The following is a 12,257-nucleotide window of genomic DNA, read 5'->3' as shown; positions in this document are numbered from 1 at the left end:
CCGTGCGATGCTCGGGTGATGATCGAGAAGCTCGAGTACACGCACGGCGGCGTCACCTTCGAGTCGCACCTCGCGTTCCCGACGGGCCCAGGTCCACACGGCGCGATCCTGGTCGCGCCGACGTGGCGAGGGCAGAGCGACTTCGAGCGCGCGAAGGCCGAGCGCATCGCGTCGGAGCTGGGCCTCGCGGGCGCGGCGATCGACGTCTACGGCAAGGGCATCCTCGGCACGAACGCGATCGAGTGCGGCAAGCTGAACACGCCGCTGCGACGTGATCGCGGGCTGCTCCGCGGGCGCAAGCTCGCGGCGCTCGACGCGCTGCGCGCCCATCCGCGCGTCGACGCGTCGCGGCTCGGCGCGATCGGCTTCTGCTTCGGCGGGCTCTGCGTGCTCGACCTCGCGCGCGCCGGCGCCGACCTGCGCGCGGTGATCTCGTTCCACGGGGTCCTCGATGCGCCCGAGGGGCTCGAGGTCGGGCCGATCCGCGCGAAGATCCTCGCGCTGCACGGCCACGACGATCCCCTCGCGACGCCCGAGCAGCTCCTCGCGTTCGAGACCGAGATGACGAAGCTCGGTGCCGACTGGGAGGTCCACACTTACGGCGCGACCACGCACGCGTTCACGAACCCGACGGCGAACGATCCCGCACGCACGATGTACTCGGAGCGCGCGGACCGTCGCTCGTGGATCGCGATGCGCGCGTTCCTCGAGGAGACGGGGCTGCTCACGCGCTGAGCGCGCGCGACGGATCTTCGATCACCTCGCGGAAGCGCGTCGCGAGCTGGCCCGCCTGGAAGCCGTCGAGGATGCGGTGATCGAGCGTCACGCCGAGCTCGATCACCGGACGCACCTCGACGCGCCCGTCGATCGCCACCGGCGTGTCCTGGATCGCGCCCACGGTGATCACGAGGGGCGTGCGCGCGAACGGAACCAGCGGCGCGAGCGCGCTCGTCAGCCCGAACGTGCCGACGTTCGTCACCATCACGCTGCCGAACGCGTCGAACGGGATCCCGACGCGCCGCAGATCGAGCCCGAGGTCGTACCCGAGCGTCTCGGCTGCGCGCATCGCGGGACCGATCAGCGCATCGGGCAGGCGCTCCATCAGGCGCGACGTGACGTCGAGCGACGGGTCGCGGTGCGCGCGCACGCGCTTCGCGAGGTGATCGAGCTCGGTCGCGATCGCGACGGGATCCTTCTCGTCCGCGTCCTTCACCAGCGCGCCGAGCAGATCCTCGCCGCCGTCGCGCGCGATCTGGAAGAACACGTCGATGCGATCGCGCGCCCAGATGCCGCGACCGCGGCGCACGATCGCGTTCACGTCGGGGCGCGCCGCGAGCGCCATCGCCGCGGCCTTCCCGACGAGGTGCGTGATCGTGACGTGCACTCCGGTGCGCGCGCGAGTCTCCTCGATCCACGCGAGCGCGCGCGTCGCGTCGACGTCGAGGAACCCGTACACGCTGGGATCGGAGGGTCGCTTCCACGCGTGGAGCGCCATGCGGCGCCACGGATGCCGCAATCGGAGGCGATGGAAGCGCGGGGCCAACCCCGCACAGGTAGACACGCGCACGTCGCTGTCAGCGTGGCCGCGAGGCTCGGTCGGCCGTAGGGATCGCCCGTGGACGCGGCCGACACGAGGACCTTCGAGGTGCGCGGGATGACGTGCGCGACCTGCGCGAAGCGGGTCGAGCGCGCGCTCTCGAAGATCGAAGGCGTCGAGCGATGCGAGGTCGATCTGGTGCGCGAGCGCGCGCGCGTCACGAGCCGCGCGGACGTCACCACCGAGACGCTCGTCCAGCGCGTCGAGGCGCTCGGCTACGGTCTCGCGCCCATCGACGTCGCCGCGCCAGCCCGAGCGCGCTCGCTGCGCCCGGAGTCGTCGCGCGCCGGCATCGCGCTGGTCCTCGCCGCGCTCGCGATGGGCGCGGCGATGATCCCCGGTGTGCCCGGCGCGCCGTGGCTCGAGATCGTCCTCGCCGCGCTCGCGACCTTCGGACCGGGATGGCCGATCCTGCGGAAGGCCGCGCGCGAGGCCGTCGCGCGCGAGGCGAGCATGGACACGCTCGTCGCGATCGGCGCGCTCGCCGCGCTCGGCGTGTCGCTCGCGATCGCGCTGCGACACCTCGGCCACGCGATGCACGTGCACACGTACGCCGAGACCGCCGCGATGATCGTCGCGTTCGTGCTCACCGGGCGCGCCCTCGAGGAGCGCGCGAAGCAGCGCGCGACCGCTGCGATCCGCGCGCTCGCCGCGCTGCGTCCCACCACCGCGCGCGTGGTGCGGCACGGCGTCGAGGCGGTGATCCCGGCGAGCGAGCTGCGCCCCGGGGACGAAGCGCGCGTCGGCGCGCACGAGCGCATCCCCGCGGACGGCACCGTGCTCGAGGGCGAGGCGTGGATCGACGAGTCGTGGCTCACCGGCGAGAGCGTCCCGGTGCGGCGCGCCGCCGGGGATCGTGTGCTCGCGGGCACGCTCGCCGCGGGGACCGCGCTGCGCATCGCGGTGATCGCGGCCGGGGAGGGCACCGAGCTCGCGCGCGTCGAGCGCCTCGTCGAGCGGGCCCAGGCGTCGCGCGCGCCGATCGTGCGGGTCGCCGATCGCGTGAGCGCGGTGTTCGTGCCGGTGATGATCGCCATCGCGGGCGTCACGGCGCTCTCGTGGTGGCTGCTCGGTCGCGGCGTCGAGCCCGCGCTCATCGCGGGCGTCTCGGTGCTCGTGGTCGCGTGCCCGTGCGCGCTCGGGCTCGCGACGCCGACCGCGATCACGGTCGCGATCGGGCGCGCCGCGCGACACGGGATCCTCGTGCGCGACGCCGCGGCGATCGAGGCGCTCGCGCGCGTGCAGGTCGTCGCGCTCGACAAGACGGGCACGCTCACCGAGGGACGCCCCGAGCTCGTGCGCGCCCACGGGATCGCGGGCCAGGACGACGTCGCCGCGCTGCGTCTCGCCGCGGCGGTCGAGCTGCTCAGCGAGCACCCGATCGCGCGCGCGATCGTCGACGGCGCGATGGCGAAGAAGCTCGACGTGCCCGACGCGCACGAGGTGATCGCGACCCCGGGCGTGGGCGTGCGCGGCATCGTCGAGGGACACGCGGTCGAGGTGCGCTCGATCGACGAGACGATCGCCGCCTCACTCGACCCCGCGGCGCGCGCCTCGCTCGACGCGGACCGCGCGGACGCGTCCACGGTCGTGCTGGTGCGCGTGGACGAGCGCCCGGCCGCGCTCTGCGCCGTGCGCGACGTGCTGCGCGAGGGCAGCGCCGATGCGATCGCCGCGCTCCGCGCGCTCGGGCTCGACGTGCACCTGCTGAGCGGCGATCACGCGTCGAGCGCGCGCGCGATCGCGCACGAGCTCGGCCTCCGCGAGGACGAGGTGCGCGCGGGCATGCGCCCCGAGGACAAGTCGGAGGCGCTCGCGTCGCTGCGCGCGCGTGGTCCGGTCGCGATGGTCGGCGACGGCGTGAACGACGCGCCGGCGCTCGCGGCGGCCGACGTCGGCATCGCGATGGGCAGCGGCGCCGCGGCGGCGGTCGAGAGCGCCGGCGTCACGCTCGCGCAGCCCGCGCCCGCCCGCATCGCGGAGGCCGTCGCGCTCGCGCGCGCGACGATGCGCGTGGTGCGACAGAACCTCGGCTGGGCCTTCGGGTACAACCTCGTCGCGGTGCCGTTCGCGGCGCTCGGCGGGTTCGGGCTCGTCGCGGGCACCAGCGGGCCGGCGCTCGCGGCCGGCGCGATGGCGATGAGCTCGGTGACCGTCGTGCTCAACTCGCTGCGCCTCGGCGCGCAGCGCCTCGGGCGCGATCGCGACATGCCCTGACACGCACGTGGCTCGGCGCCACGCGGATGGTGAGCACCGAGACTGGCACGTACGTCGCAAAACATCCGCGTGAGCGCGCAGCACTGGACGCGCGGCGGAGGTGGCTCGTGGCGGTGAACAAGCGAGCGTCGGCGGTCTCTCTCGGTGTGTCGATGGTGCTGGTGCTGACGCTCTTCGCGGGCAGCGCGCTCGGGCAGCAACGAGCCCTCGTGTCGCGCCTCACGGGCACGCCGGCACCCGCGAGCGAGACGCTCTCGCTCGTCTTCCGCGTGCGCGGCCTGCGCAGCGATCGCGGGCAGGTGATGGGCGCGCTCTTCGATCGACCGGAGCGCTGGGTGCGCGCGGGCGAAGAGGTCGCGGCGTGCCACGTGCGGATCCGCGGCCGCGAGGCGCGCTGCGAGCTGACCGTGCGGCCGGGGCGCTACGCGTTCGCGTTCGCGCACGACGAGGACGGCGACGGCCGCTTCGATCGCGACTTCCTCGGCATCCCGCAGGAGGGCTACGGCTTCTCCAACAACGTGCGGCCCTCGCTCTCGCTCCCGAGCTTCCAGTCCGCGGCGTTCGCGTTCCGCGAGGCCCCGAGCGGTGAGCTCGTCGTGACGACGCGCTACGGCATCTGAGGGCGGCGCACGACGCTGTCCGGCGTCTCTCCCGCGCCCGTCCGGATCACCCCGCGCTCCGTGTAGATCGCCCGCACCAAGCGCGCCGGCGTCACGTCGAACGCGGGGTGACGACACGGGATCCCGTCCTCCACGAGCACGCTCGCGCCGACCTTCGCGACCTCGTCGCGCGAGCGCTCTTCGATCGGGATCGCGCTGCCGTCCGGAGTGCGGCGATCGATCGTGCTCCACGGCGCCGCGACGGTGAACGGCACCTCGTGCGCGCCGCACAGCACCGCGAGCCCGTAGGTGCCGATCTTGTTCGCGACGTCGCCGTTCGCCGCGATGCGATCCGCGCCGACCACCGCGAACCCGATCTCGCCGCGCGACAGGAAGTGCCCCGTCATCGAGTCGGTGATGACCTCGACCGGGATGCCGTCGTGGTGGAGCTCCCACGACGTGAGCCGCGCGCCCTGCAGGTACGGACGCGTCTCGCACGCGAGCACCTTCGCGATCCGTCCCTCCGCGTGCGCGGCCCGGATCACACCGAGCGCGGTGCCGTACCCACCCGTCGCGAGCGCGCCCGCGTTGCAGTGCGTGATCACGGTCGCCCCCATCGGGACGTCCTTCGCGCCGAGCGCGCCCATCGCCTTGCACGCCGCGACGTCCTCGCGATGGATCGCCTCCGCCTCCGCGATCATCCGCGTCGCGCGCGCGTCGGGCTCGAGCTTCGCGACGTCCGCCGCGGTGCGCGCCATCCGCGCGATCGCCCACGCGAGGTTCACCGCGGTCGGGCGCGTCGCGTCGAGCGCGCGCCCCGCGACCCCGATCGCCATCAAGAACACCGCGGCGTCCCCGCGCTCCTGCGCCGCGAGCTGCGCCAGCCCGTACGCCGCCGTGATCCCGATCGCCGGCGCGCCGCGCACCACCATCGTGCGGATCGCGTCCGCGACCTCGTCCGCCTTGCGCAGCCGCAGGTAGCGGATCTCGGTGGGCAGGAGCCGCTGATCGAGGAGCAGGACCTCGTTCGTCGCGGGCTCGTACTCGACCGCGAAGAACGCGCGGCTTCCGGAGAGCGGCTCGCGGGAGAGCTCGGGCAGGCGCATCGTCGCCAGCATAACCGCCGCAGCGGGCGCGCCGAGGTGACGTTCGCGCAGCACGTGGGCCGCTCGGTGTGGGTGTCGCGCGTGGCGCGGGTGTGACGAGAACGCGCGTATCGTGACCGGTTCGGCACTTCCGTGTTTCCGGCTGTGGCGCGGCGCGTCATCGAGGCGAAACGCGGCAGGGGGTGGCGACTGAGTTATCCACGGAACCTGTGGATAACTTGTGGAGCACTGGGGGGCGTTTGTGGATCGTGCGTGACGCACCCCGGGTCGGCGGTCGACGCCGCCCGCGCGCGCATGAGAGCCTCGACCCGCCATGATCCCGGCGACGCACTACCGTCACTCGAACCGCCTCTCGCTCCTCTGGCTCCCGCCGGCGCTCGCCGTCTGCGGCGCGATCGCGTTCGTGGCGGCGTTCGTCTACGCGTACGTGATGGTCTACGTGCCGGTGGTGCAGCTCGCCTTCTTGCTGCCGCTGCTCTTCGGCGCGGGCATGGGCGCGGTCATCGCGTTCGTCCTCAAGAAGGCGAAGGTGCGCAGCCCCTTCATCGCCACGGGCATCGCGTTCCTCGTGACCGCGGGGTCGTACGCGCTCTCGTGGATCCCGTGGACGTACGCGACGTTCGCGCGCGCCGACGTCCCGGGCCTGACGTTCCTCGACGTGCTCTGGCCGCCCTCGCTCGTCGCGATGATCGCGGGCATCTACGAGACCGGCGCGTGGTCGATCGGCACGGGCGGCGGCGAGGCGGTCAGCGGCGTGATGCTCGGCGTCTGCTGGCTCATGGAGGCGCTCTTCGTCCTCGGCGTCGTGCCCTTCGTCGCGTACGGCGTCGCGGCGGGCGGCGTGTTCTGCGAGAAGTGCGAGCGCTGGTGCACCTACGCGTCCGACGTGATGCGCCTGCCGGTGTCGGCGCAGCGCGAGCTCGCGCCGCGGCTCGACGATCGCGATCTGCGCGTGCTGACCGAGGTCCCGCGCGCGCAGCCCTACGACAACCCGTTCCTCGTCGTCGACCTCGCGATGTGCAGCGGCTGCGGCGAGACGAACACGCTCTCGCTCACCCACGTGCACCGCACCCAGCAGGGCAACCGCGAGCAGATCGCGCGCACGCGGGTGGTCGACCACGTGCTGCTCACGCGCGAGCAGGCCGAGTGGGTGCGGCGAGGCTGAGCACGTGGAAGCGCTCTTCGGGCTCGTGGTGCTGCTCGCGATCGGCGGCTCGTTCGTCGCCTTCGTGGTGCTGCTCGTCGTGCTCGGACAGCGCCAGGCGCAGGCGAGCCGCGAGCGCTTCGCGCGCTCGGTCGAGGCGCTCGGGCTCACGCTGCAGGGCACGCACGAGGCGGTCGCGGTGCGCGACGGCGTCGGCGTTCGCGTGCAGCTCACGAGCGAGTCGCGCGGGAGCGGGAAGCATCGCCGCCGCGTGAACGTGACGCGCTACTACGCGTACCCCGATCCGCCGCTGCGCATGGGGCTCGAGCTCTCGGAGCAGACCGCGATCCTCGGTGACCTGCTCGACTTCGCCGGACTCTCGAGCGACGTCGTGCTCGGCGACCCGGCGCTCGACGCGGCGCTGCGCATCAAGGCGATCGAGCCCGATCACGCGCGCGCCGTCCTCCGCGAGCCGACGGTCGGTCCGCCGGTCCTCGAGGCGTGCCGCATCGGTCGCTTCGCGCTCGCCGACGGACAGGCGTTCCTCCAGCACGACGGCTGGGCGCTCGACGCGCCGCAGCTCGGCGCGCGGCTCGGCTGCCTGCATCGCGCCACGCACGCGCTGATCGCGGCGCGGCGGCGGTGGCGCGCGACGTGGGAGCACGCGCTCGACGCGTCGTGGGGCGCGATCGCGACGACCGAGGGCCTGACGTACGACGCGACGCGCTCGCAGATCTACGGGCGCGTCGCCGACACGAGCGTGCAGGTCGTCGTCACGACCGAGAAGGGCGCGCTCGTGACGCGCGCGGAGGCGCGCTTCGATCCGCCGCTCGGGCTCGGGCTCTCGGTGTACCGCACCGGCGTCGCGGAGAACGTGGGCAAGCTGTTCGGCGCGCAGGACGTGCAGGTGGGGGTCGCGGCGTTCGACGCGGCGTTCACGGTGAAGGCGCGCGACGAGGCGGGCGCGCGGCGCGCGCTCGGCGGAGAGGCCGCGGAGGCGATCGTGCGGATCGCGACGATCGCGCGCGCCGTGAGCGCGGACGACGCCGGGATCCGCGTGCAGCTGGACGGAGTCGCGCACGACGCGCGCGCGGTCGGGACCGTCGTGCGCGCGCTCGCGGAGGCCGCGCGCGGGATGCGCGGCGTCGGCGGCGCGGTGCCGGCCGGCGCTTATCGCTGAGCTCGAGAGAGCGTCGCGACGACGACGCGCGGAGCCTCGGGGCCCTCGCCGTCGGGATCGAAGCGCGCCGCGATCACGTCGCCTGCGCGCACGACGTGCTCGGTCGGGACGATCGGCGCGAACGCGGTGCGATCGATCTCGACGTGCGCGCGGGGCGCGCGGGCTCCGTCGATCGTGTCCGCGTGCTCCGCGAAGGTGACGCGCTCGGTTCCGTCCACCGCGATCGCGACCGCCGGCGGATCGATCACCGCGCCCGCGGTCGGCACGCCGATCGATCCGTCGCGCAGCAGCGCGGCGCCGCCGTAGCACCACGCGCCGCCCGCGCACGACTCGGCCACGTGGATCCAGGTCGCGAGCCGATCTCCGGTGCGCGCCTCGATCGCGAGCGACTCGCTTCCCGCGACCTGCACCGTCGCGGGGCCCTCGGCGATCGGCACGATCGCCATGCGATCGCGCGGACCGATCGCGTGCACCGCGCCGCGCGCCGGCAGCGGCACGACGGTCCCGCGCCGATCGAGGAGCACGACGGGCACGAGGTTGCTCCCGAGCTCGCCCGCGGTGACCAGCGCTCCGTCGCGCGCGGGCACCGCGAAGAGGCGGTAGCGCCCGAGATCGGGCGCGATGCCGGCGGGCGCGGTGGAGATCCGTCCTCGCGCGTCGATCGTGCGGGTGACGATCGCACCGTCCGCCCAGACGACGGCGATCCACGCCGACGAGCTCGCGACGATCTCTCGCGCGACCTCGACGCCGAGATCGATCGGCGCGGAGAGCGCCGGGCCAGGCCCGACCTGCGCGGTGACGAGGTGCGGGTCGCCGTCGATCTCCGTCGTCCAGAACGCACGCACCGACCGTCCGAGCGCGACGAGGCGCAGATCGCCGTCGGAGGGCGCGAGCGCGCCGAGATCGATCGTGCGGCACGCGGACGTCGCGCACGCATCGCACTCCGACAGATCGAGCGCCGCGCAGCCGGCACGACACGCGAGCCCACCGCTCGCGAAGCCCCGCGACGTGCAGGTCTCGCCGTGCAGATCCGCGCCGTCGCAGGCCTCGCGCGTGTGGTTGCACTCGACGGCGCACGCCATCTCGTCACCGCACCCACCCTGGCAGCGCTCGACGCATGCGACGGCGTGGTCCTCGACACGCCCGTTCCCGCAGGTCGCTTCGATCGAACGCCCCGCGGGGACCGCGATCGGGCTCTCCCGCGCCAGGCGATCACAGGGCATCCGCGCCTCGGCCCGATCGGAGGCGGGAGGCGCGCCGCCGCACGCGGCGATCACGATCGCGAGGACCAAGCTCGTTCGCACCGTCCCACTCTCGCACGGAGCCCGCTGGAGCCGCGATTGCACCACGCGACGACGCCAGGAGGCCTTCGATGTCGCGACGCTGCAGCCACGTGGATCAGGTCACCGGAGCCCCGTCCGCCGAGCCCGCCGCCGGGTGCGAGGAGTGCCTCGCGATGGGCGACACCTGGGTCCACCTCCGCAGGTGCCGGACGTGCGGTCACGTCGGCTGCTGCGACAGCTCGAAGAACCGCCACGCGACGAAGCACTTCCGCGAGACCGGGCACCCGATCATCAGCTCCGCGGAGCCGGGCGAGACGTGGAGCTACTGCTACGTCGACGACCTGATGCTCGATCTCGGATCGCCGCGCGCGCATCCCTGAGCGTCACGCGCCGCGGATCGGCTCTCCCTCGAGGCGCGCCCACGCGCTCGCGAGCCGCTGCGCGCGCCCCTTCGCCGCGACGCCGAAGATCGCACGGTCGCGCGCCCACCGCGTGCGCGTCGCCTCGTCGACCGACGACCAGCACGGCTCGCACGCCTCGATCGCGGTGCGCGTCGTCGCGATCACGCCGCCCACCGCGACGTGGGTCTCGGGCACCGAGGGATCCGCGTCGGTCAGCGCGCGCGCCGCGAGCATCGCGGCGAGCATCGGCTCGCGCACCTCGTGCGGCCACCGCGCGCGCGCGCCGATCGCGAGCAGCCACGCGAGCGCCGCCGCGTGCACGTGCAGATCCTCGACGGTGCGGAACGGCTTCAGGTAGCGGTCGTATCCGTCGCCCGGCAGCACGTCCGCGTCGCTGACGCGCACGTTCTCGAGCGCGAGCGACGCGTGCGGGATCTCGGGCACGAACGGCATCTCGCCGAGCGGCGTGATCGTCACGCCGGGCGCGCTCGCCGCGACGCGCACCATGCGCAGCTCGGGACGCTCGCCCTTCGTCGCGAGCCGCGCGATCACGAGGATCGTCCCCTCGGTGCGTCCCGGCTCGACCGGCGCGCCGAGCGTCACCCAGCTCTTGCGCCCGCTCAGCGTCCACGCGTCGCCGTCGCGCGTCAGCGTCGTCTCGATCGCGCGCGGGTGCGCGCCGCCCTGCTCGGTCGCGGCCAGCGAGGCGGGCGCGTCGGGCGGCAGATCGGGCACCAGCGCGCGCAGCGCCGCGGCATATCCGCCCGCGAACGCGAAGCCGAGCCGGTCCACGCGCGCTGCCCCCGCGATCGCGCGATCGACCGGGCGCTCGAAGTACCGCGTCGCGTCGAGGTGATCCTCCCACCAGTCCGACGCGCGCTCGAACGCGAGCGGCGGATCGAGCGGGCGGAGCACGCGCGTCATGACCTCGTGGAGCATGCGCGCAAGGTATCGCGGCGCGGGAACGCGAGCGACGTCCCGGCGTACGATGCGCGCGATGCTCGAGATGATGGCGGGTCGCGTGCACGAGACGCGCGAGGGGCACTTCGTCGGCACGATCTTCGTGTCTTTCATCGGGCCGCTCTTCCCGCTGCGCACGATGTACGTGACGAGCGAGGAGGTCTCGCGCCACGGCAACGCCACGACGGTGCGCTGGAGCGGCATCGACCTGCCGCTGCACCCGACGAGCGTCGCGCTCGGGTACCTGCGGGTCTGGCTGCCCATCCTCGCGTTCGTCGCGCCGTTCGCGCTGATGTGGGGCGAGAGTATCGACTTCGGGCGGCCCGAGTGGCTCCTGAGCGTCGCGCTGCTCGCGCTGTGGATCGTCGCGCTCGTCGTGCCCGGCAAGCTGCGCGGCGAGCGCGCGAAGCAGATCGAGGTGCTCGGCGCCGCGACCGGCCTCGCGCTCGATCCCGCGGCGCTCGAGCGGGTGCAGCGCGCGGGTCGCGCCGACGTGGTCGGCCACGAGCTCACGCAGCACGGCGTCGCGATCGACGATCCGACGCGCCTCGCCGACGCGGCGCGCGCCGACGTGCTCGCGCTCGCCTACGCCTACGCGCGGTATCGCGCCGTCGACGATCCCGCGTGGCGCGCATGCGCGAGCGCGATGTGGTCGCGCATCGCGCGCGACGGCGTCTGACGCTCTCGCCCCCCGGCCGAGGATCGGCGCCTCGGGCGTCGCGACGTAGTGCGCCCACCCTCGCGCATCCGCGGCCCCGCGTCGCGTGATGGGGCCTCGGGCGTCGCGCGACCGCGCCCCCCGCCTCCGCGACGTCACCCCCGCCTCCGGCGGACGATCCCCCGCCTCCGATCCCCTCGGTCCCCCGGGGACCGTGATCGATCGATGCGGGGCATCGATCGACGCAACGGGGGCGCGCATCGCCCGACGAGGGGGGCGTGCGCGCGGCGCGGGGGGCTCGTGGTGAGCCTGCCTCGGGCCGTGCGCCGTTCACCGGGATCGCGGGCGCGAGAGGCGCTGCCGCGATCGAAAAGGGGCAGATCCTCATGGCCAAGCTCACGATCGGACAGAAGGCGAGCCGCGTGCTCCGGCTCCTCATGGGCCTTCGCAACCCGCGGATCGCCGCGGCGCTGCAGCGGCACGGCTTCGACGACGCGGATCTCGCGCGCGGGCTGTCGCTGCTCGGGCGTCTCACCCAGGGGCGCCTCGCCGCCGCGCCGCTGCCGGCGAGCACCGATCCGCGCGTCGTGGTCGAGCTCGACGCGTGGGAGAACAAGTGGTTCCCGATCTGCGAGGTCGTGCTCCGGAACCACGCGCCCGAGGCGCACGAGCGCGTGTTCCTCAACCTCTCGCAGACGACGGGCCCCGAGGTGATCCTCTCGGTCGGCACGTTCGTCGAGCGCGTCACCGCGCTGCCGCGCGCGCGCACCGACGGCGGGCTCGGCCGCGAGGGCCGCAGCGCGCGCGACCTGCTCGCGAAGCGCGGCCTGACCGACGCGGTGATCGACGACGCGCGCGCGCTGCTCGCGCGCGTCGAGCGCATCGAGCGCACCGAGGAGGCGGCCGCGCCGCGCTCGCCCGAGGACGACGCGCTCGCCGAGCGCGATCTCTGGGCGTGGTACCTCGAGTGGAGCACCATCGCGCGCGCGGTGATCACCGACGGGCGGCTGCTCCGGCAGCTCGGGTTCGGCGGTCGCAAGCCGGGCGCGAGCGAGGGCGACGACGAGGGCGACGAGCCGGAGGTCGACGAGCCCGCGGCGTGATCCGACGAC

Annotated in this window: 12 protein-coding genes; 8 read left to right on the top strand and 4 right to left on the bottom strand. The window is 74.2% G+C overall.

All coding sequences use genetic code 11. The features are described from left to right. Window positions 1-18: 18 nt before the first annotated feature. Window positions 19-735: a dienelactone hydrolase family protein gene (locus tag DB32_RS30365; protein WP_053239006.1), complete on the top strand. Its 717-nt coding sequence runs from the start codon at window positions 19-21 to the stop codon at window positions 733-735. On the opposite strand, the gene DB32_RS30360 is transcribed toward DB32_RS30365, so the two are convergent. Continuing rightward, on the bottom strand, window positions 725-1,495 hold the full coding sequence (locus DB32_RS30360; RefSeq protein ID WP_053236147.1) for a 2-oxo acid dehydrogenase subunit E2: 771 nt from the start codon (window positions 1,493-1,495) through the stop codon (window positions 725-727). The genes DB32_RS30365 and DB32_RS30360 overlap by 11 nt on opposite strands. A 120-nt stretch (window positions 1,496-1,615) precedes the next feature. On the opposite strand from DB32_RS30360, the gene DB32_RS30355 reads away from it, so the two are divergent. Both DB32_RS30355 and DB32_RS30350 read left to right on the top strand, forming a co-directional pair. Next, window positions 1,616-3,814, top strand: a complete 2,199-nt coding sequence (locus DB32_RS30355; protein WP_053236146.1) for a heavy metal translocating P-type ATPase — start codon at window positions 1,616-1,618, stop codon at window positions 3,812-3,814. Between the two features lie 113 nt (window positions 3,815-3,927). Further along, a complete protein-coding gene (locus tag DB32_RS30350; protein ID WP_169791609.1) occupies window positions 3,928-4,434 on the top strand; it encodes a DUF2141 domain-containing protein in 507 nt (168 codons plus the stop codon). Here the strand turns inward: DB32_RS30350 and mtnA are convergent. After that, a complete protein-coding gene (gene mtnA, locus DB32_RS30345) occupies window positions 4,422-5,519 on the bottom strand; it encodes an S-methyl-5-thioribose-1-phosphate isomerase (RefSeq protein WP_053239005.1) in 1,098 nt (365 codons plus the stop codon). The two genes, DB32_RS30350 and mtnA, sit on opposite strands and share 13 nt — an antisense overlap. A 313-nt stretch (window positions 5,520-5,832) precedes the next feature. Here mtnA and DB32_RS30340 point away from each other — a divergent pair, with 313 nt between their 5' ends. Both DB32_RS30340 and DB32_RS30335 read left to right on the top strand, forming a co-directional pair. After that, window positions 5,833-6,684, top strand: coding sequence for a hypothetical protein (locus DB32_RS30340; RefSeq protein WP_053236144.1), 852 nt, complete (start codon window positions 5,833-5,835; stop codon window positions 6,682-6,684). Window positions 6,685-6,688: 4 nt separating this feature from the next. Beyond that, the gene (locus DB32_RS30335; RefSeq protein WP_053236143.1) at window positions 6,689-7,843 is read left to right on the top strand and encodes a hypothetical protein; all 1,155 of its coding nucleotides are present in this window, start codon (window positions 6,689-6,691) and stop codon (window positions 7,841-7,843) included. Here DB32_RS30335 and DB32_RS30330 read toward each other — a convergent pair. Next, window positions 7,834-9,147, bottom strand: a complete 1,314-nt coding sequence (locus DB32_RS30330; RefSeq protein WP_157069570.1) for a hypothetical protein — start codon at window positions 9,145-9,147, stop codon at window positions 7,834-7,836. The two genes, DB32_RS30335 and DB32_RS30330, sit on opposite strands and share 10 nt — an antisense overlap. 68 nt (window positions 9,148-9,215) lie before the next feature. Here DB32_RS30330 and DB32_RS30325 point away from each other — a divergent pair, with 68 nt between their 5' ends. After that, window positions 9,216-9,506 (top strand): UBP-type zinc finger domain-containing protein, encoded by a 291-nt coding sequence (locus tag DB32_RS30325; RefSeq protein WP_053236141.1) that lies wholly within the window; start codon window positions 9,216-9,218, stop codon window positions 9,504-9,506. A gap of 3 nt (window positions 9,507-9,509) precedes the next feature. Here DB32_RS30325 and DB32_RS30320 read toward each other — a convergent pair whose 3' ends face one another. After that, on the bottom strand, window positions 9,510-10,466 hold the full coding sequence (locus DB32_RS30320; RefSeq protein ID WP_053236140.1) for an acyl-CoA dehydrogenase family protein: 957 nt from the start codon (window positions 10,464-10,466) through the stop codon (window positions 9,510-9,512). 58 nt (window positions 10,467-10,524) lie between these two features. Here DB32_RS30320 and DB32_RS30315 point away from each other — a divergent pair, with 58 nt between their 5' ends. Together DB32_RS30315 and DB32_RS30310 are read left to right on the top strand one after the other, a co-directional pair. Next, window positions 10,525-11,166, top strand: coding sequence for a hypothetical protein (locus DB32_RS30315; RefSeq protein ID WP_157069569.1), 642 nt, complete (start codon window positions 10,525-10,527; stop codon window positions 11,164-11,166). Window positions 11,167-11,531: 365 nt separating this feature from the next. Further along, window positions 11,532-12,248, top strand: coding sequence for a hypothetical protein (locus tag DB32_RS30310; RefSeq protein WP_053236138.1), 717 nt, complete (start codon window positions 11,532-11,534; stop codon window positions 12,246-12,248). The last annotated feature ends 9 nt before the right edge of the window (window positions 12,249-12,257 follow it).

The sequence above is a fragment of the Sandaracinus amylolyticus genome, from assembly GCF_000737325.1.
Classification (GTDB): domain Bacteria; phylum Myxococcota_A; class Polyangia; order Polyangiales; family Sandaracinaceae; genus Sandaracinus; species Sandaracinus amylolyticus.
This window is presented reverse-complemented; position numbering and strand designations above follow the sequence as displayed.

Bases quoted from the DNA above. Each gene is read 5' to 3' on its own strand.
- DB32_RS30340 (WP_053236144.1), top strand. From the start codon at position 5,833: ATGATCCCGGCGACGCACTACCGTCACTCGAACCGCCTCTCGCTCCTC.
- DB32_RS30320 (WP_053236140.1), bottom strand. From the start codon at position 10,466: ATGCTCCACGAGGTCATGACGCGCGTGCTCCGCCCGCTCGATCCGCCG.
- DB32_RS30310 (WP_053236138.1), top strand. From the start codon at position 11,532: ATGGCCAAGCTCACGATCGGACAGAAGGCGAGCCGCGTGCTCCGGCTC.
- mtnA (WP_053239005.1), bottom strand. From the start codon at position 5,519: ATGCGCCTGCCCGAGCTCTCCCGCGAGCCGCTCTCCGGAAGCCGCGCG.
- DB32_RS30360 (WP_053236147.1), bottom strand. From the start codon at position 1,495: ATGGCGCTCCACGCGTGGAAGCGACCCTCCGATCCCAGCGTGTACGGG.
- DB32_RS30315 (WP_157069569.1), top strand. From the start codon at position 10,525: ATGCTCGAGATGATGGCGGGTCGCGTGCACGAGACGCGCGAGGGGCAC.
- DB32_RS30365 (WP_053239006.1), top strand. From the start codon at position 19: ATGATCGAGAAGCTCGAGTACACGCACGGCGGCGTCACCTTCGAGTCG.
- DB32_RS30325 (WP_053236141.1), top strand. From the start codon at position 9,216: ATGTCGCGACGCTGCAGCCACGTGGATCAGGTCACCGGAGCCCCGTCC.